Source organism: Corynebacterium sp. S7, assembly GCF_054401105.1.
Genome location: NZ_CM136760.1, coordinates 2,320,869 through 2,338,063, shown reverse-complemented (window position 1 = coordinate 2,338,063; position 17,195 = coordinate 2,320,869). Strand labels below are relative to the sequence as shown.

General features: G+C 56.4%; 19 protein-coding genes, 1 tRNA gene and 1 pseudogene. 20 read left to right on the top strand and 1 reads right to left on the bottom strand.

Features of this window, described 5'->3' with window-relative positions:
* Positions 1-7: 7 nt before the first annotated feature.
* From ACXZ66_RS11135 to ACXZ66_RS11085, 11 genes are all read left to right on the top strand, one after another.
* The gene (locus ACXZ66_RS11135; protein WP_458748819.1) at positions 8-232 is read left to right on the top strand and encodes a hypothetical protein; all 225 of its coding nucleotides are present in this window, start codon (positions 8-10) and stop codon (positions 230-232) included.
* Positions 233-439 carry a hypothetical protein gene (locus ACXZ66_RS11130; protein ID WP_458748818.1) on the top strand — a complete coding sequence of 69 codons (207 nt, stop codon included), beginning with the start codon at positions 233-235 and terminating at the stop codon, positions 437-439.
* 187 nt (positions 440-626) lie between these two features.
* The gene (locus ACXZ66_RS11125) at positions 627-785 is read left to right on the top strand and encodes a hypothetical protein (protein WP_458748816.1); all 159 of its coding nucleotides are present in this window, start codon (positions 627-629) and stop codon (positions 783-785) included.
* A 135-nt stretch (positions 786-920) separates the two neighbouring features.
* Positions 921-2,207 (top strand): AAA family ATPase, encoded by a 1,287-nt coding sequence (locus tag ACXZ66_RS11120; RefSeq protein ID WP_458748815.1) that lies wholly within the window; start codon positions 921-923, stop codon positions 2,205-2,207.
* 648 nt (positions 2,208-2,855) lie between these two features.
* A complete protein-coding gene (locus ACXZ66_RS11115) occupies positions 2,856-3,134 on the top strand; it encodes a WhiB family transcriptional regulator (RefSeq protein WP_458748814.1) in 279 nt (92 codons plus the stop codon).
* On the top strand, positions 3,104-3,487 hold the full coding sequence (locus tag ACXZ66_RS11110) for a helix-turn-helix domain-containing protein (RefSeq protein ID WP_458748812.1): 384 nt from the start codon (positions 3,104-3,106) through the stop codon (positions 3,485-3,487). The genes ACXZ66_RS11115 and ACXZ66_RS11110 overlap by 31 nt, the downstream gene beginning before the upstream one ends.
* Positions 3,488-3,671: 184 nt before the next feature.
* The gene (locus tag ACXZ66_RS11105; protein ID WP_458748810.1) at positions 3,672-3,911 is read left to right on the top strand and encodes a hypothetical protein; all 240 of its coding nucleotides are present in this window, start codon (positions 3,672-3,674) and stop codon (positions 3,909-3,911) included.
* A gap of 2 nt (positions 3,912-3,913) precedes the next feature.
* Entirely contained in the window at positions 3,914-4,135 is a 222-nt protein-coding gene (locus ACXZ66_RS11100) for a hypothetical protein (protein ID WP_458748808.1), read from the top strand.
* Between the two features lie 19 nt (positions 4,136-4,154).
* Positions 4,155-5,066: a major capsid protein gene (locus ACXZ66_RS11095; RefSeq protein ID WP_458748807.1), complete on the top strand. Its 912-nt coding sequence runs from the start codon at positions 4,155-4,157 to the stop codon at positions 5,064-5,066.
* An 11-nt stretch (positions 5,067-5,077) separates the two neighbouring features.
* Positions 5,078-5,458, top strand: a complete 381-nt coding sequence (locus ACXZ66_RS11090) for a DUF2190 domain-containing protein (RefSeq protein WP_458748806.1) — start codon at positions 5,078-5,080, stop codon at positions 5,456-5,458.
* A gap of 16 nt (positions 5,459-5,474) precedes the next feature.
* Entirely contained in the window at positions 5,475-6,047 is a 573-nt protein-coding gene (locus tag ACXZ66_RS11085) for a phage protease (RefSeq protein ID WP_458748804.1), read from the top strand.
* A gap of 1,150 nt (positions 6,048-7,197) precedes the next feature.
* Here the strand turns inward: ACXZ66_RS11085 and ACXZ66_RS11080 are convergent.
* A tRNA-Lys gene (locus ACXZ66_RS11080) sits at positions 7,198-7,270 on the bottom strand.
* Between the two features lie 339 nt (positions 7,271-7,609).
* On the opposite strand from ACXZ66_RS11080, the gene ACXZ66_RS11075 reads away from it, so the two are divergent.
* The 9 genes and pseudogenes from ACXZ66_RS11075 to ACXZ66_RS11035 all read left to right on the top strand — a co-directional run bounded on the left by ACXZ66_RS11075 (position 7,610) and on the right by ACXZ66_RS11035 (position 17,188).
* The gene (locus ACXZ66_RS11075) at positions 7,610-8,707 is read left to right on the top strand and encodes a L,D-transpeptidase (protein WP_458748802.1); all 1,098 of its coding nucleotides are present in this window, start codon (positions 7,610-7,612) and stop codon (positions 8,705-8,707) included.
* A 9-nt stretch (positions 8,708-8,716) separates the two neighbouring features.
* Positions 8,717-9,676 (top strand): MsnO8 family LLM class oxidoreductase, encoded by a 960-nt coding sequence (locus ACXZ66_RS11070; protein WP_458748801.1) that lies wholly within the window; start codon positions 8,717-8,719, stop codon positions 9,674-9,676.
* Positions 9,677-9,926: 250 nt separating this feature from the next.
* Entirely contained in the window at positions 9,927-10,607 is a 681-nt protein-coding gene (locus ACXZ66_RS11065; RefSeq protein ID WP_458748800.1) for a TetR/AcrR family transcriptional regulator, read from the top strand.
* A gap of 38 nt (positions 10,608-10,645) precedes the next feature.
* Positions 10,646-11,449, top strand: coding sequence for an enoyl-CoA hydratase-related protein (locus ACXZ66_RS11060; protein WP_458748799.1), 804 nt, complete (start codon positions 10,646-10,648; stop codon positions 11,447-11,449).
* 14 nt (positions 11,450-11,463) lie between these two features.
* Positions 11,464-12,606, top strand: a complete 1,143-nt coding sequence (locus ACXZ66_RS11055; RefSeq protein WP_458748798.1) for an acyl-CoA dehydrogenase family protein — start codon at positions 11,464-11,466, stop codon at positions 12,604-12,606.
* A gap of 58 nt (positions 12,607-12,664) precedes the next feature.
* Positions 12,665-13,429 (top strand): SDR family NAD(P)-dependent oxidoreductase, encoded by a 765-nt coding sequence (locus ACXZ66_RS11050; protein ID WP_458748797.1) that lies wholly within the window; start codon positions 12,665-12,667, stop codon positions 13,427-13,429.
* A 43-nt stretch (positions 13,430-13,472) separates the two neighbouring features.
* Positions 13,473-15,062, top strand: a pseudogene (locus ACXZ66_RS11045) (AMP-binding protein); the annotation flags it as partial.
* 174 nt (positions 15,063-15,236) lie between these two features.
* Positions 15,237-16,409, top strand: coding sequence for an acyl-CoA dehydrogenase family protein (locus ACXZ66_RS11040; RefSeq protein ID WP_458751372.1), 1,173 nt, complete (start codon positions 15,237-15,239; stop codon positions 16,407-16,409).
* Entirely contained in the window at positions 16,409-17,188 is a 780-nt protein-coding gene (locus ACXZ66_RS11035; protein WP_458748796.1) for an enoyl-CoA hydratase/isomerase family protein, read from the top strand. The genes ACXZ66_RS11040 and ACXZ66_RS11035 overlap by 1 nt, the downstream gene beginning before the upstream one ends.
* Positions 17,189-17,195: the final 7 nt, after the last annotated feature.

Here is a 17,195-nt window from a genome sequence, read left to right as displayed (position 1 = left end):
CTAAAAAATGAACCTCGTTGAAACAATCCGCCACGGCCGCTACACGTCACGCCGTGAACTGAAACTACTTCAAGATCAACCTGTTAGCGCCGCCCTGGACGCGCTACTTGTGAACTCTCCCTACTACTGGGACATGTCCGCCCGGAATCGTGAGGAAGTCGCCTACACCGTGGAAGCAACAGGTGTGGCCATGCACGGCTGGGCTGACTACACGCTGGAAGAGGTGCGCTAAATGGTTGCGTGTTTCTCGTGCGCTATCGACCTCGTGAACGGTGAACAGGATTCAATCTTGGAATCCTCGCTACTTACGGGTGGCCTGTTCGTGGTGGACATTGACGCTGACTTGATTGGTGGTGTTGCTGATCGTTGCGCAGGGTGTGACCAACGTGTTTACGGCGGGGCGGTTTACCCACTGGAAGAGGTTGAGCGGAATGACTAACGAAACCAAGGAACCGGAAGCGAAGTACCCAACACCGCCGCGTGGATCGAAACTCACACCGGAAGAGTACGCGCATTTCCTAGAAACGAAACGCAGGTTCCAACGCCGAAAAAAATATTCCTGGTAAGAAAACGCCCCTCGTAGTTACAGCTACAAGGGGCACAAAACTTTGATTGGAGAAATCAAAATGCAAGAAACGATTGTACCCAAGAAGCAGCTAACCGACAAGGAGCGCCGGGCGCACGCCCTGGAAGTGAAGCGCCGCCTAGAACGCCGCGGCAAGGCCGCTAAACGTTATTGGGGCCGTGATTACACGGCTAACGGGTTCAATATTTACGCGTCATAGCAACGCGTGGCCTGAACGGTTAAACGGGGGTTCGATTCCCCCGGCAGGCACAAGCCCTACAAGTGGGCAAAAAGAAACCCGCCGGGCGGAAACCGGCGGGGGTAAAACTCAACATAAAGATAAGGGTATTATAGCATGACTTTCCCTAAAAAAGGCAAGTTGACACCACGGGAACAGGCGCGCCTAGAGGGTATCCCCGAAAGCCAATTGGGAATCTGGCCGGATACTCACGACGATGAACCGACACCATGGGGGGAAGCGGAACGTGAAGAGCGTAAGAGCAACTTCCAAATCATTGATGGTGATGATGAACCCCTGGACGTGGCGGGCGGCCCAACCGCTGAACAAGAGCAAGCGGCGCAGGAATCCCTTATTGCAAGGTTTGAACGGCTCGCAATCGGAGCAGATGAACTGGACGCGTTGGATCTTCCTGATCCTGAATGGATTGTCCCCGGGATCCTTACGGAGGGGTTAGGCATGATTGCGGCGGCCCCAAAAATCGGTAAATCGTGGTTTGTTCTTGAAGTTGGTTTGGCCGTTGCCATGGGTGGCCGGGCGCTCGGAAGTATCGAAGTGAAGCAACGCCCCGTTTTGTACTTCGCGTTGGAAGATAACCGCCGCCGGTTGAAAAAGCGTATCCGTGCGTTAATGCCTGACGGCGCGCCCCACCCAACAAACTTTCACTTGATTACGGAAGCAAGGGACTTGAACGATGTGATTCTTCTCGGTCAAGTTTTTCAAGATCTTTATGAGGGGGAAGCGCCGTTGATTATCGTGGACACACTTGGCCGGGTTAAGCAAGGCAAGACTTCCTCGCAATCGCAGTATGACGCGGATTATAAAGACGGTGCGATGTTGCAGGAGCGGTTGGCTAATCGTGTGGCGGGTTCCGCTGTTCTTGTTGTCCACCACACTAACAAGGGGGCGCATGAGGACTTCCTGGACGGTATTAGCGGTACGCAGGGCGTGGCGGGCGCGTATGACACTTTGTTGGTGTTGAAGCGTTCTAGGCAGTCTGATGAGGGTATTTTGCAACTCACTGGACGTGATATTGAGAATGAAACGGAATACGCGTTGCGCACTGTGGGGGGTAAGTGGTCACTGATTGGTGGGTCACTTGCGCAGTCGGAAGCGGCCGCTGAACAGGTCAAGGCGAATGACAAGGCAGTCAACTTTGGGGACCGGAAGCGGAAAATTCTGGAAGTTGTCAATCGGGCTATGCCGGGTGCGCCGGTATCGCCGCATGAAGTTTCGATTGCGCTGGACATTGATAAGCAGGTTGCGAGTAACAACCTTGCTCAACTTGCTAAGGCTGGACAAATTGTTAAAGCGGGGTATGGCCGGTATGCCCCTATTTCTGACACTTCACTAACAGGTAGTGAACCTAGTGAACCTAGTGAACTGCCTGGTCAAACACCCTAAATAAGTTCACTACCTAGAAGTGAACTTAGTGAAGTGTAATACGGCGCACTTTCCCACTTCACTAGGTTCACTATCTAGTAGTGAAGTTGGCACCACACTTGACCAGCAAGTTCACTAGGTTCACTAGGTTCACTAGTAGAACACGTTTTCTAAGAAAGTGGGCACTTCCTCGCAAGAGCGCCCGCCGCCTGGACGTGCTCGCTATGCGGCTTCCTCATGGATTGTTCCTCGTGAAACATTGGCCGCCACCTCGTCGCTACGCGGCTTCCTCGTGCTCGCAAGAGCGCCCCGCCCTGGGGGATCCCCCGCCCGGCCGCCACCTCGTAAGAGCGTCAAAAACACGCCTGGAAGCGCCGTAGACAACCCAACACAACCACCACGGACACACACTTAAAACCACACCCACACACCCTTAAAATCGAACACACAAACGAATAGGAGAAACAATGAGCAAAACATCATTCCAAACACCCGCCCGCAATAAACCCGTAACAGTCATCATTGAACCCAACGCCGACTACCCCGGCCGGTTAACTATCTCAACCGCCCCACGATTCCAACTCAACCGCGCGCAAGTAATCGAACTATGCACCGCCCTACTTGACCAAGTAGACGTACTGGACTCACAAGGAGAAAACGAAAACTAACTTGAACCCAAACGATGTTTCGGACCTGTTAGCACAGTTCCTACCAACACGCAAATTCAACGGGGCAAACTGCCACAACGTTGACCCCACCCTGTTCGACGAACGCGGCCCGGAAGAAGAAAACGATACGTGGAAACGACGATTAGGCCGCGCACAATTCCACTGCCGCACATGCCCACTACAAACTGATTGCCGGGCGGAAGCCAAAGAGCACAACGCCACCGGAATCTGGGCAGGGGAGGTGCACAAGTGGAACCCGAAAAGCAAACACACCCGGTAATCATTCCCACCGGTTCCGTGATCCTTACCCAACAAGACGCGGCCGGTATGGCTGAAATTGTGCTGGCTTCCGCAGACATGGCCGCCCGCCAAGGCATGAGGGTAAACCCCCGCTTACTACAGTTGGCCGCACAAATCAAATCCGCAAACGGAACAACGGAACAACCAGCAGAAACACCCGAATACACTATCCAATATGAGCAAATCGACACCACGGAAGCCGCAAATATTTTGGGTTGTTCCGACAGGTACGCCCGGAAACTTGCAGACACGGGCCGGATCCCCGGAACCCGTAACGGCGGGCGTTGGTTCTTCAACCGGGAAGACGTCGAAACTTACCGGGACTTCCGGTAACACTTGCTCATTCCCCGGCGTGGACCTCGTAAAAACAGGGACGTGGAACGCGTCAACCGGGCCGGTAACAATCACACGGGCAGATATTACTTCCGCTGTAACAGCGTCAAAAACGTTACCGGAACCCATTGTGAAACTAGGCCACATTGATCCCCGTTTTGATGGTTCCCCCGCCGTGGGTGTAGTGCGTAATCTTCGCACCGCCGATAAGGGCAACACCCTTATTGGGGACCTGGAAGAGATCCCCGCATGGTTGGGGAAGCAACTTCCTACCGCCTACCCACAACGATCCATTGAAGCCACCGCCAACTATGAACACGGCGGAACCATGCACCGTTTTGCACTAACAGGTTTAGCACTTCTCGGAGCAACACCCCCGGCCGTGGATTCCCTGAAATCACTTCAACAAATTATGGAGCAGTAAAAATGTCCGAAATTCCAAAGTCACTTCCAATGTCACTTTCTGGTGTTATGCAGTTCGCACCACGCCAACACAATCTTGTTTCTAAGCCGGGCGACCGGGTGGGGTTCACCATGGATCCCGTATACAACTTTGCAGATAACCCGGTGTATGAGAATCCGGAGCACTTGGCCGCTTGGGTAGTTGGCTACTGGTCTGGCAAGGCCGCCGCCGACAACAACAACTAAATTTTAGGAGCCTAAAAACATGCCATTTTATCCTGGCCGCGCCGACTACAACAACGGCGTTATTTCAGTTGATGAAGCACTCAACAGCCCTACCGTTATTGCGGACCGTATTGCGGAAATCGCTTCCAAGAACTTGCTTGTTGAAACGATCTTCTCCAACGATTCCACACCCGTAGAGGGCGGGGCGGTAATCTTCTCTAAGACTACGGAGAAGAATTTTTACACCGACAACGATGTGACCGCCCGCCAACCGGGTGATGAATATTCCGTTGTGTATCGTGAGCGCCCGGCCGCCGAACTTGCCCGTGTTGAAGATTACGGCGGTAAGTTCGCCACTTCCGATGAAGCACGCAACCGCAACTCCAACGTTGATTTCGACAACGACGTTACCGCCCTGGCGAACACCATTACCCGCAAGTTGAACCAACGTGCTATGGAGACTGTTAAGGCCGCCGTTGATTCCAATGAAACGAATAATCTTGCCGTGATTGGTGCCAATAAGGGGTGGGGCAACCTTAATCTTGTTGGTGACCCAACACTGATTACCCCTAGTGCTGATCGTCCTACGGCCGCGTTGGCTGACGTGTTCGCACTTGCTGAGCAACAGGACATGGGAATCACCTACACAAAAATGATTGTGTCCCCTATGACTAAGGCACAGATCCGCACCGCCTACGGCACTGACCTTAACGACATGCTGGATTCCTTTGGCCTGGAACTCATTTCGTCGAACTACGCGGACGATGAAACTACTTACCTCGTTGACCCCGGTAAAGCCGGTTTTGTTAAGTATGAGGAACCACTAACCGTGAATACGTGGCGTGATGAAGAACACCGCCAAACGTGGACACAAGGCTACGCCATGCCTGTTATGGGAATCACTTTGCCTAGTGCTATCGCCGCTATCACTTTCCACGAATACGAACTTTAAGGAACACAACAATGTACCAAGACCAAATGAAAGACCGTTTTAACCCGGGTACTGATTTGACGGCCGTGGCCACCGGAACAATTACCGGAAGCACTTTCGTGGCTATCGCAGGGCCGTTGAAGAACGACCTGATTAACGTGGCCACCGCCACCGCCGGAACACACGCGGCCGGGGTGGCCAAGTACACCGCCGTTGATGGGGACCTCGTTGGGGTAGCCCGTGGATCTTCCCGTGTGGTTACCGTAACCGCCGGTTCCGTGTTGACCCCGGGGGACCTCGTGGAAGTGGGGGCGGGCGGCATGGCCGTCAAGCACACCACCGGAACCGTTGTAGGCTACGCCGTGGATAACGCCGCCGCCAACGAACCGGCCCTTATCTCCCTGAACAACTAGGAGCACAACAATGGGAATGTTTGAACAGATCAAGAACATGAAGTTCAATCTTGCAGCAACACCACCGGAAGATGTGCCCCTGGATCCCGTGGCCGTACCGGAACAGGAACCGGAAGAACACACTTTCACTAAGGAGCAATGGGACACGCTGACTTCCGTTCTGGAACTGGAATCCACCGCCACGCCCGATGATGTGATTTCCACCGTCACCGCACTTGCTGAAGCCACCAACGAACAGATCAACAAGATCGTTGAAGAGCAAGGCAAGGAAGTAAAAGCGGCCGCCGCAAACCAACCTGTTCTTGTTGATGGCACAGTTTGGAACGATATGCAACAGCACCTGAAAACCGGGCTACGTGCCCACAACCAACAACACCGTGGGGAAGCAGAACAGGTAGTAGACCAAGCAATTCGTCTTGGTAAAGCTTCCGCTAATGATCGTGAGCGCTGGATCTCCGCGTACGATAAGGACAAGGAAACCACGGTACACGCATTGAATCGTGGTAAGGAAATTCCGCGTATGGAAATTGGTTACGGCATTGATCCACAAGCTAGTGAATCCTCGTTGCCTAACGGGTGGGTCCGCTAACCTAAAATAGTCGAACAGGTGTGCTACACTTGTTGGGTGATGTGCTACGGCATGTCACAGGTAATATTGGTTCAATTCTCTTTCTCCCCACCGGTACAAACGTTTTGACGGGCGTTGGCTGGGTTAGCGGTCAAGCACTACGGTGTTTGGCCGCTTTTCCTATGCCTGGACACAATGCGGAGCACGTAAGTGGCGAACAAGGGAAACGCGCCCGCCACGGCGGCTTCCTCGTGGACAAAACTACACAACCACAGACTAGACCATTAACTCAATTGGTCTACCAAACGGCGAACCAAAACACGCGCTGACCACAACGGACAGCGACAATGACCCGCCCGCCGAAAATATTAGACCATATGCCGGAGGAACCCCGCCCCGTTCATCTTGCCATTCGTCCTCTCTCTCCCCGTGTTGTGCTGGGATTATCGTGGTTTGGCTTCCGGTGTTTTCGTGGCCTGGAAGCCTGTTTGGCGTGTTGTGGTTGCCGGGTTGAAGTCTTGTTTGTTTGTGGCCCCTTGATCGTTCTACGGCCGCCCTGACGGATTCCTCGTGGACGTGCTCGCAGGAGCGCCCCGCCGCCACCTCGTCGCTACGCGCCGCCTGGACGTGCTCGCCCTGGGGGACGTGGCCGGTTCCTCGCAAGAGCGCCCGCCCGCCTGGACGTGCTCGCTACGCGCTATGCGACTTCCCCCGGCGGGTTCCTTGTGCTCGCTACGCGCCCTGGACGTGGCCGCCCTGTTCCTCGCAAGAGCGCCCGCCCGCCTGGACGTGCTCGCTACGCGCCGCCCTGGGGGATCCTCGTAAGAGCATGTCGAAAAGTGAACCGCTACAAGCCGTTTTAAGGCGATTAAGGAACCGGGGGCGTATGGTTGCCTACCTGAAACGCTTATAGGCGATTCTAGCGCCCCGTGTTTTCGCAGGTCAAAAGGGTTATTGGTTCCCTGTGAAACATTGGCCGCCACCTCGTCGCTACGCGCCCGGCGGCCGGTTCCTTGTAAGAGCGCCCGGCCGCCTGGACGTGCTGGCCCTGGACGACCCGGGTGGGGAAGCGTGTTCGATTGGCCGCCCGTAATTCATTGCCATTACTTTGCCACTTTGAAACGAAAAACGGCCAGACCAAAAGTAAAACTACCTTTGACCTGGCCTTTTGTGCGCCATCAGGGACTCGAACCCCAGACCCGCTGATTAAGAGTCAGCTGCTCTACCAACTGAGCTAATGGCGCTTATTTTGTTTTCCTTGTTGCTGTCTTTGCAACGAGAAATAATATAACACCGTTTGTTTAACTAGGTAAAATCGCCTGGTTATACGGGGTTTTTCAGAGTGTCTATAAAAGAACAACGTATTGGATACAAAGTGATAACAAAGGGTGTTTTGCCTATGCCATCAAAACAATCGGGCATAGGCTGGCTACGATAAGCGCCAGTAACCGCTGGAGTGGAAATCTTGTGAAGTGGCAAGGGATGTAGTGAAATTTAAAGTCGGTGCGAGAACTTTTCTTGCTTTAGTAACAACCGTGGGACTCTTCGGAGGGCTGACTGCATGCACGATTGATACAGGCAATATGTCTGACGTGTCACCGGCGGCTGCACGCAAAGAAGCCCAAAGTGAAACCCCAGTGGTATCCGTGCAGGACGGAGCAACGAAGGTTGATCCATCGGTTCCTGTGACGGTCAGCTCGGCATCGGAGCTTCAGTCGGTGGAGATGACCAACCAGGATGGCAAGGTCGTCGAAGCGGAATTCAACGCTGACAAGACTCAGTGGACCACCACGGAGGTGCTGGGGTACAACCGTGAATACTCCGTGGAAGCTACGGACGTGAACGGAAATACCACCACCACTACTTTTGCCACTCCCACCCCGAGTACTACGACGGGTGTTGCGTTGGGGCCTTTGGCTGAATCAACGGTAGGCGTAGGCCAGGCAATCACCTTCCGCTTCACCACGGCGCCAAATGACCGCGAAGCGGTGGAGAAGGCGATCACGGTGGAGACATCCAATAACACCGAGGGCGGTTTCTACTGGATTGACCCTTATGAATTGCGCTGGCGTCCAGCGGAATTCTGGGAGCCGGGAACGTCAGTTAGCGTCCAGGCCAACTTGTACGGCCTGGACATGGGCAACGGTCTTTACGGATCCGACGACAACGCCACAAACTTCACCATCGGCGACAAGGTGGAAGGAATTGTGGATGATGCTACAAAGACCATGCAGGTCTATCGCAACGGCGAGCTTCTGCGCACCATTCCAGTGTCTCTTGGTACCGATGGAGGTCGGTGGTCCACGCCCAACGGAATCTACGTGATCGGAGATTCTCATGAGTCGCTGGTGATGGACTCAAACACCTTTGGGTACTCACCTTCAGAAGGTGGCTATGTCACCCCCGTGAAGTACGCGACCCAAATGTCTTACTCTGGAATCTATGTCCACGGCGCACCGTGGGCGGAGGGCGCGCTGGGTAAATACAATCAGTCTCATGGCTGCATCAACATGACGGTTGCTGATGCACAGTGGTTCCAGGAAAACGTCAAGCGCGGCGATCCGATCACCGTGAAGAACACCACGGGAGATACGTTGTCCGGCTCTGACGGCCTCGGTTATTGGAACATTGATTGGGAGACGTGGAAGAAAGGAAACGCGGAAACCGGGTCTGCGTACTAGGTAGACACGATGCGCTTTTCCGTCCTTGACCGCGCACAGACCATTCGCGGAGAGTCCGACGCGGATCCGCTGCGCCGAGTGATTGCACACGCACAACAGGTCCAGGAGCTGGGATTTCAGCGCATTCTTGTTGCTGAACACCACGGCGTGCCTGGCATCCCAGGATCGGCGCCGACGGTACTGGCGGCAGCGGTGGCGGCCAACACCTCGTCGATACGCGTGGGCACTGGCGGAATTATGCTGCCGGCGCACCAACCTTTGGTGGCCGCGGAGCAGATCGGCGTTTTGGAGGCTCTTTTCCCTGGGCGCATCGATGCCGGCATTGGTAATTCGGTTGGGTTTACGGCACCCGTGCGCGAGGCGCTGCGCCAAGGTGACCCGACGGAGCTGAAGCAGCAATTTCCAGGTCAGCTCCAAGAGCTTCTCGCATTCTTGAACGGCACCGCCGACATCACCGCGCGACCGGCCAATAATGGGGCCACGCCGGTGTGGCTGCTGGCAGGATTTAAGTCAATTATCACGGCAGCTGAGCTTGGAATAAATGTGATCGTGGGCGGGCCGAGCCTGTTCGACCGGGCCGAGCCGAAACATCCCTATTTGGAGAGCTATCGTGAGCAACATCCCGCAGGTCAGGTAATTATTTCGGCCAATATTGCCGTTGCAGATTCCGAGGAGCAGGCGCGAGATTTGCTCATGCCGCAGATTGTCGCCGAGGTGCTCTCGCGGTCTACCGGCGCTTTCGATGCGATGGACCCGGATGCTGCGTCCGTGCAGCTCACCGAGCGTCAACAAAACCGTGTCGACGAAGGACTCGCCATGAGCATCTATGGCACGCCCGCATCGGTGCGCGCACAGCTTGCAGACATGGCTGCGTATACAGGCGCCGATGAATTCCTGGTCACCGGCGCGATGACGGACTTGGACGGCCAGGCGAAAAGCGAGCGTTATCTGGCGGAGATGACGAGCTAGGCTAACCCACTTACCAAAACCACTTGTGTAGAGCAGTTTTTCCAACTCTGCCGAGTGGTTTTGCGTTTTCTCCGCCTAGGGTCCATGGCTACTTAAATGTGATCCACTTCAAATTATTTTCTAAAAAGTGATTGCAAACACATTGGTGGCAGGATAGTGTCAATCGCAGTGAATGAGCGTTCATTCAAAATGAATACACATTCACACGAACGGTTTCACCCTTTGCGAATCTTCGCTGGAAAGGCTTTTCATGGCACCCTCCACACCCGCTCAACTGGCATCGAAATTAGACGCCGACAAAGAGGCGCGCTCCGCTAGACAGGATGTGCGCACCCGGCAGATCCTCGACGCTGCTGCAAAACTCATGCAGCAAAGTGGCTCGCATCGAGTGTCTATGAAAGCCATCGCCGATGAAGTCGGGATGTCCGTCGGATTGATCTACCGCTACTACGAGAACAAGGAAGCGCTGGTCAAGGCTGTTATCGTCGGCGTGCTCGATGAAATGGCCTACGAAATCCCTCGTGCCATCGAACCCGTGCAGGACCCAGTGCGACGAGTCGCCGCCGCTTTTACGGCCTACGCCGAATTGATCCGCGACAACCGCCGCGCCACCCTGCTGACCTACCGCGAGACCTACATCCTCGACCGAGAAGGTCAAGGGCAAGTCAAGTCCCTCGAGCTGCAGACCGGCCAGCCGATGCTCCAAGCTACCCAGGCTGCAATTGATGCGGGCCTGTTCCGCGAGATGAATGCCCGAGTCTTTTCTTATGACCTGCTCATCATTGCGCAGGCCTGGGCATTAAAGCACTGGTATTTCTCCGAGCGGATGTCTTTTGAGGAATTCGTCGCAACGCAACTCTCTATCACCCTGGCCGGCGCCATCAAGCCGGAACACCACGAAACCTACGCCGACCTGATCAACAACGCTTAAAAACCACACGCCTCGACACAATGAAGGAATCAATTACCATGAGCGCACAGCAGTTTGAAGACATCCTTTATGAGCGTCGCAACGCGGCCGCGATTATCACTATTAACCGCCCAGAGCGCTACAACGCATTCCGTGCGCAGACCGTCGAGGAATTGATCAAGGCCTTCAAGCTGGCCTGGGCAGATCGCGGTGTGCAAGCCGTGATTCTGACCGGTGCAGGCGAGAAGGCATTCTGTTCCGGCGGCGATGTCAAGCAGCGCGCCGAGACCGGTGATTACGGCCCGAGCGAATCTGGGCTTTTCGAAATCGGCCTGCTGCACAAGACCATTCGCGATATTCCAAAGCCCGTCATCGCCGCGGTCAACGGTATCGCCATCGGCGGTGGACACGTCCTGCAAGTGCTGTGTGATCTCACCATCGCGTCGTCCACCGCACGCTTTGGCCAGTCGGGCCCTAAAGTTGGTTCCTTCGATGCCGGTTTCGGCTCCGCCTACCTCGCACGCATCGTCGGCGAGAAGCGCGCCCGCGAAATCTGGTACCTCTGCCGCCAGTACGACGCAGAAAAGGCCATGAGCTGGGGCTTAGTCAACGAGATCGTTGAGCCAGAGAAGCTTCTCGACGAGGCGATGGCCTGGGCCGACGAGATTGCAGAAAAGTCACCGACAGCTATTCGCTTCCTCAAGCAGTCCTTCAACGCAGATACCGACCACCAAGCGGGCCTGTCCAACATGGCGATGTCGGCGCTGGATCTCTACGCAGTATCCGAAGAGGGAATGGAAGGCGCAAACGCTTTCGCTGAAAAGCGCGCACCTGACTTTGCCTCCAAAGTAGCGGCTCACTAGGGGAGACACAGTTCATGGATTTCACCATTGATGCGGCAATGCAAGGCTTTATCGACTCCGCTGCCGCCTTAAGCGAACAGATCGCCCCTGACCTGCGCAAGCGCGAAGCCGAACGCAAGGTTGAACTCGAAGTACGCAAGGAAATGGGTGCCCGTGGCTTGATCGCACCGGAGTTACCTGTTGAACTCGGCGGCCGCGGCGAACGCGCACTGACCTCTGGCATGGTTATTGAACAGATCTCCCGCGCAGATATCAACGTCTCCTACGTGCAGGTAGTTGGTTCGCTGGTGGGCCAGGTGTTGGCTCGAAACGCGAAGAAGTCCGTGGCCGAGAAATGGGTACCGAAGATCACCAGCGGCGAGGACATCGTTGCCATCGGTCTTTCCGAGCCCTCCGGCGGATCCGACGCGGGAAGCCCCACGATGACGGCGCGCCGGGAAAACGACGGCTGGGTCATAAACGGCACCAAGTCGATGTCTTTCGCGCTCCATGCAGGTGCAACAGTGGTTTTCGCGCGCACCTCCGAGGATCGTCGCGGACGCGGAATCAGCGCCTTCATCGTCGAGCTTGACCGCGACGGCATCAACAGAAACGGTGCCAACGACATGGGCACGCTCTCGGTCGGACGTGGCTTTGTGGAGTTCACAGACGTGTGGGTGCCTGAGGACAACTTGCTTGGCCAGGAAGGCCAGGCCTTTACCCAGGTGATGCAGGGCTTCGACTTCTCGCGAGCGCTCATCGGCCTCCAAGTGATTGGCTCTGCGCAGGTCACTCTCGACGAGACCTGGCAATACGCCAGCCAGCGCCAAGCCTTCGATCAACCCATCAGCAAGTTCCAGGGAGTGTCCTTTCCGCTCGCCGAAGCGGACACCATGCTCACCGCGGCTCGCGTTTTATGCCAGAAGACGCTGTGGCTGAAAGACAATGACCAGCCGCACACCAAGGAAGCCGCCATGTGTAAGTGGTGGGCACCCAAAGTGGCCTACGACGTTATTAACCAGTGTCTGCTCTCCCACGGCCAGTTCGGTTACCTGCGGGATTACCCCATTGAGCAGCGCCTACGCGATGTGTTGGGCCTGCAGATCGGTGACGGCACCGCTCAGATTATGAAGCTGATCATTGCCCGCCAAAACCTCGGCCGCGAATTCGCACCATAAACCGTTAAAACCCCTCAAGCCCCTGAGCTATCCCACTTCGCACACTTAGGAGTACACAATGAGCACCGCAATCGAAATCACCGATCTCAACGGCAAAATCTGCATCGTCACCGGTGCCGCCCAAGGTATTGGCAAAGGTATTGCCACACGTCTAGCCAACGACGGCGCCACCGTTGTCGTTGCTGACCTGAACGGTGAAATGGCAGCAGCCACCGCCGCCGAGCTTGGCAACAATTCGATCGGCGTCACCGTCGACGTGACCAACCGTGCCGCCATCGACGTCATGGTGGCAGAGACCGTGGAGAAGTTCGGCCGAATCGATGTCCTAGTCAACAATGCGGGTTGGGATAAGGTCGGTCCCTTCCTCGACAATGATCCCGATGTTTGGGACCGCATTATCAACATCAACTTGTACGGCACGTTGCACTGCTCCCAGGCTGTGGCTCGCCAGATGGTGGAACAGGGCGGTGGCACCATTATCAACATCGGCTCCGATGCAGCCCGCGTCGGCTCCTCCGGCGAGGCTGTCTACTCGGCATGTAAGGGTGGCGTGGTTGCCTTCACCAAGACCCTCGCCCGCGAGCTGGCCCGTTACGGTGTCACTGCAAATGCCGTGTGCCCTGGTCCCTCCGATACTCCGCTCTTTGCACAAATTTCCGAAGAGAACCCGAAGCTGCGCGCTGCTCTGGAGAAGTCTATTCCACTGCGTCGCCTGGCGCAGCCAGAAGATCTGGCCAATGCCGTGTCCTTCTTCGCTAACCCCAACACCTCCTATGTCACCGGCCAGACGCTGTCTGTCTCCGGCGGCCTGACCATGATCTAAAGCTTTAGCTCTATCTTCGTAAGTTTTGAAAGGACCCAGGACAATGCGCTCTTACTTTGACATGCTGCTCACCGACGCGGAGATCCAGCGAAACACCGAGTCCGGCGTTTGGAAGAATCGCCTGCTCATCGACTACCTTGACGATGCCGTCGCCGCCACCCCGGACAAGCTCTGCACCGTCGAGCGGAACAATCGCCAAACCTACAGCCGCCTTGCAGAAGATGTGGACATCGTCGCTCACGCCCTGCTGGAAATCGGAGTGGAGCCCAAGGACGTCGTCGGTGTCCAGCTTCCCAACTGGTACGAATGGTTGGTCATCCACCTCGCCATCATCCGAGTTGGTGCCGTAACCAACCCGCTGATCCCGATCTACCGCGACCGCGAAATCGGCCACATGGCAAAAACCGCCAAGGTCTCAGTCCTGTTTATCCCAGAGACGTTCCGTCGCTTTAACTACATGGATATGGTCGATAGGCTTCGCGACGACCTCCCGGACCTGAAAAAGACCATCGTTGTGCGCGGTCAGGTGCAGCGCAAGGGCTTCGAACTATTTGAAAATTTCATGGAGATCGGGCGCATTCGTCGCGAAGAAAACCCTGCGGACTTCAGCCCACTGCGACCTGATCCCAACGACCTTGCCTTGATCATGTTCACCTCCGGCACCACAGGCAAGCCGAAGGGTGTCATGCATACCCACAACACCGTGCTCGCGGGTGCGCTGCCGTGGCCAGACAAGATGGGGCTAAGCAGCGATTCCGTGGTCCACATGGCCTCCACCTTCGGTCACCTGACCGGCTATCTTTACGGTGTGAGCCTGCCACTGATGCTTGGTGCCACCGGTGTCTTCCAAGATATTTGGGACGTGGATTACTTCGTCTACCTCGTGGAGAAGTACGGTATCAACCACACCTCGGGCGCGGCTCCTTTCCTGCATGACCTGCTCAATGCTGAAAACCTGGACCACTACGATCTGTCGAGCCTGAAGAACTTCTGCTGTATGGGAGCACCGATTCCGCGCAGCTTTGTTACCGATGCAAAAGTGCGCCTCCCGCAGATGAGCGTGTTCGGCGGTTGGGGCATGACCGAGTGCTGCCTGTCCACCATGGGCCACCCGGACTATCCGGTAGAAAAGATCATCACCACCGATGGCAAACCACTTCCGGGCATGGAGATCCGTGTTGTTGATAATCAGGGCAACGAGCTCCCAGCGGGAATCGAAGGAAATCTCCAGGTCAAGGGTGCCTTCCTATTCCGCGGCTATCTGAACATGCTGGACAAGACTCTCGAGGAATTCGACGGCGATTGGTTTATTACCGGCGACCTTGCGGTCATCGACGAGGACGGATTCGTTTCCCTGTCGGGTAGGTCCAAGGACGTTATCATTCGTGGCGGCGAGAATGTGCCGGTGGCTGATCTGGAAAATGCCCTGGTGCAGCACCCCGATATCGCCGATGTTGCGGTCGTGGGCATGCCACACGACCGCCTCCAAGAGATCGCGGCGGCAGTGGTTGTCATGGAACACGGACGCCCACCGCTGACCATGGAGCAGATGAAGGCGCATCTGGAAACCACCAACATTGCCAAACCTTATTGGCCGGAGTACCTCGAGGTCAGCGACGCCTTGCCGCGTACGCCTTCCGGCAAGCCACAGAAGTTCAAGCTGCGCGAGCACTTAGCGCAGGTAGCAGAGCAACTCAAGCAGGAAAAAGAAAGCAGCGCCAACGCTGTTACCCCTGGTCAGGTCACTGCTCCGCCTGTTGTGGCCAACCGCAATGGTTCCTGGTGGGGGCCGGTGGATACCACCCAGATGGACAGCTTGTTCTCCGTGGAAGAGAAGGCGGTTGCACTCAAGGTGCGCAGCTTCGTGGATCGTGAGATCCGGCCGAATATTGCACAGTGGTACAACGACGCACACTTCCCACGCGAGATCATCCCAGAACTGGGCAAACTCGGCGTGCTGGGAATGCACTTGAAGGGCTTCGGCTGCCCAGGAAACTCCGCCGTGGAGTATGGCCTTGCAGCCCAGGAGCTGGAAGCCGGCGACTCGGGTCTGCGCACCTTCGTCTCGGTGCAGGGCTCGCTTGCCATGAGCGCAATTTACAAGCATGGCTCGCTTGACCAGCGCCTGGAGTGGTTGCCGAAGATGGCCAAAGGCGAGGCCGTGGGGTGCTTCGGTTTGACCGAGCCCACCGCGGGTTCCGATCCTGCCTCGATGCGCACGGTGGCGAAGCAGGAGCCGGGCGGCGACTGGGTAATCAACGGTTCCAAGCGCTGGATCGGCCTGGCTAACATCGCCGACGTGGCCATCATTTGGGCTCAGACTGGCGAGATCGGCGACGGCCGCGGCGTGCGCGGCTTCGTGGTGCCCACCAACACACCAGGCTTCTCCGCCGAGGTCATCGAGCCGAAGTTGTCCATGCGTGCCTCAATCCAGTGCGAAATCCACCTAGACAACGTGCGCCTGCCATCCACGGCGATGCTGCCGCTGGATACCGCGGTTGGCCTGCGTGGCCCGTTCTCGTGTCTGAATGAAGCACGCTACGGCATCATTTGGGGTGTCATGGGTGCTGCCCGCGACTCCTTCAACGCGGCACTAGAATACGGCAATTACCGCACCCAGTTTGGTACCTCGCTGAACCATTTCCAGCTGCACCAGGCGAAGCTTGCAGACATGGCAGTGGCCATCAATAAGGGCTACCACCTGGCACATCACATCGGCAGGAAGAAAGACACCACCGGGATCACCCCGGAGATGATCTCCACCGGCAAGCTGGATAACACCCGCGTTGCCATCGGGATTGCCCGCGACGCCCGCGCCATGCTCGGCGGCAACGGCATCTCCTTGGATTACTCGCCACTGCGCCACGCCAACAACCTCGAATCAGTGCGCACCTACGAGGGCACCGACGAAGTCCACCAGCTCACCCTGGGTCGTTTCATCACCGGCGTCGGAGCATTCAGCGCCACCGGAGGTAACTAATGAGCACGTTTGAAACAATCCTCACTGAGGTAGATGGCCAGATCGGCACCATCACCATCAATCGCCCCGACAAGCGCAATGCACTATCGAAGACAGTACTCGCAGAGGTCCGCGAGGTACTCGATGCTTGGCGCGAGAACCCAGAGGTGGGCGCGATCATCTTCACCGGGGCAGGGGAGAAGGCTTTCGTCGCAGGCGCCGACATCTCCCAGTTGGCCCACTACGATTTGCCCTACGGTCTCAGTGGGACAATGCAAAAGCTGTACGACGAGATCGAGGCCTACCCCAAACCCACACTCGCTGCGCTCAACGGCGTGGCCATGGGAGGTGGCCTCGAGCTGGCCATGAGCTGCGATATCCGGATTGCTTCCGACAACGCCAAGGTGGGCCTGCCAGAAACCACGTTGGGAGTGCTACCCGGTGCCGGTGGGACCCAGCGACTCTCCCGTCTCGTGGGCAAGGGTCGGACCGTGGAAATGATCTTGACCAGCCGAATCTTAAGCGCTACCGAAGCGCTGGACTATGGGTTGGTCACAGGGATCTACTCCCAGGAGGAGCTGCTTGGGCAGGCGCGGGCGATCGTCGAGAAGATCTTAAGCAAGGGCCCACTGGCGATCCAGTTGGCGAAACTTGTGATTACCAACGGTGCAGAAACCGATCAGCGCACCGGTTTGCTGCTCGAGCGCCTGGCGCAAACCTTGCTGTACACCACCGAAGACAAGGCGGAAGGTGCGGATGCGTTCTTGTCCAAGCGCACTCCGCACTTCCAGGGAAAGTGAGCGCATC